2 protein-coding genes are annotated in these 1,364 nt (G+C 61.1%); both read right to left on the reverse strand.

All coding sequences use genetic code 11. The annotated features are described in order from the left end of the window. Positions 1-149 precede the first annotated feature (149 nt). On the reverse strand, positions 150-476 hold the full coding sequence (gene cutA / locus ABZ194_RS30350) for a divalent-cation tolerance protein CutA (protein WP_355600441.1): 327 nt from the start codon (positions 474-476) through the stop codon (positions 150-152). Continuing rightward, the gene (locus ABZ194_RS30355; RefSeq protein WP_355600442.1) at positions 469-1,077 is read right to left on the reverse strand and encodes a helix-turn-helix transcriptional regulator; all 609 of its coding nucleotides are present in this window, start codon (positions 1,075-1,077) and stop codon (positions 469-471) included. Before ABZ194_RS30355 ends, cutA begins: the two co-directional genes overlap by 8 nt. Positions 1,078-1,364: the final 287 nt, after the last annotated feature.

Consider the following 1,364-nt stretch of genomic DNA (forward strand, 5'->3'; position numbering starts at 1 on the left):
GCTCCCGCGAACCTCCGTCTGCTTGTTCGACCAGCGTCCGCAAGAGCCTCCCCTCCCCCCGCCTTCCTCTCTCCCCTGGTCTGGCCAGAGGCGGCACCTCCACCGCGTCAGCGGTGGCTTGAAGACGTAAGCGAAGTCGTAACACCGCACTATTCACGCTCGGCGGTCTCGGCCAGTATCCAGTTCAGATATTCGCGATCTCCACTCGTGATCGGGAGAGTGATCACGCATGGGACCTCGTACGGATGATCCCGATTGGTGCGCTCGATGATCTGCGGCACGAGATCGCGCCGGGTGTGAAGCGCTACGCGACCCTCGGCGCGATCGTAGATCTCGCCTCGCCATCGGTAGATGGATCGGACTGGCGCGAAGTTATGACCAGCTGCGCACAGCCGGTCGGCTACCAGACTCCGCGTGAACTCGATGAGCCAGTCGGGATCCGGCGCCGTGATGATGACTTCGCAGACTTCATCCAACGCTCTCGTCCTCGCGATCCTTCAGAGTGGCGATGAGGTCTTGAGCCTCGTTCTCACTCTTGGCCATGGCACCCCAGCCAGTCATGACCTGGCCGTCGTAGCTCAGGCCAACCCATCGGCCCGTCATGTTGATGCCGTGGGTGTGGAGAACGAAGTACATCGTCCCCTTCGAGCGGACGGATCCATCGTTGGCGGCGTACCAGCCCATGAGGATCTCGTTGTCCCACAGCCGCAGCTCGCCGCGCCACATGTAGCCTCCGTCCTCCACCGAGATTCCACGAGTGATCGTTTCGAGCTGAATCAGCTCACCTTGCTGGAGGAATCGAACTTCCTGCGACGTGATGATCTCTTCCCCGTCCTTGAAGGTCTGCCAGGCTGCCCACCAGTCGCCGCTGAGGTTGATGCGGTGGTCAGGCATGCCGGCCAACTCTCCGACGGAGATCTGTAGGGCGTTCGCGATCGCTACGGCTACGGACAGAAGTGGTTGTTGGTCTCCCGCCTCGTAGCGGCGGATCTGGCGTGTATCGACACCGGCGACGCGGGCTAGATCGGCCTGGGACATCCCCAGCTCTGCGCGGCGTCGGCGAATGACTTCGGACATCTCCACCCCTCCATTCTCTGAGGACTTATTAGTCCTTGACAACCGGACTGATACGTCCTCATTATAGGACCTGTAAGTCCTACAGAGGACTAGCAGGGCAAGGGTAAGACATCTCAACAAAAAAGGCCCCAGCGGGCTGGCACCCGCTGAGGCCGAAGCATCGAGAGTTTGGAGATTCCGCGATGCATGTCAAGCGTACCCTCGATCAGTTCGACGGTTGTCAGATCCCGGCGGGGGAACTGGCGGCGGCGTTGTTCGCCTCTGACATGCCCGTCCAGAGCGATTGG

This window comes from Streptosporangium sp. NPDC006007 (assembly GCF_040614315.1).
In the GTDB taxonomy this organism is placed as follows: Bacteria; Actinomycetota; Actinomycetes; order Streptosporangiales; family Streptosporangiaceae; genus Streptosporangium.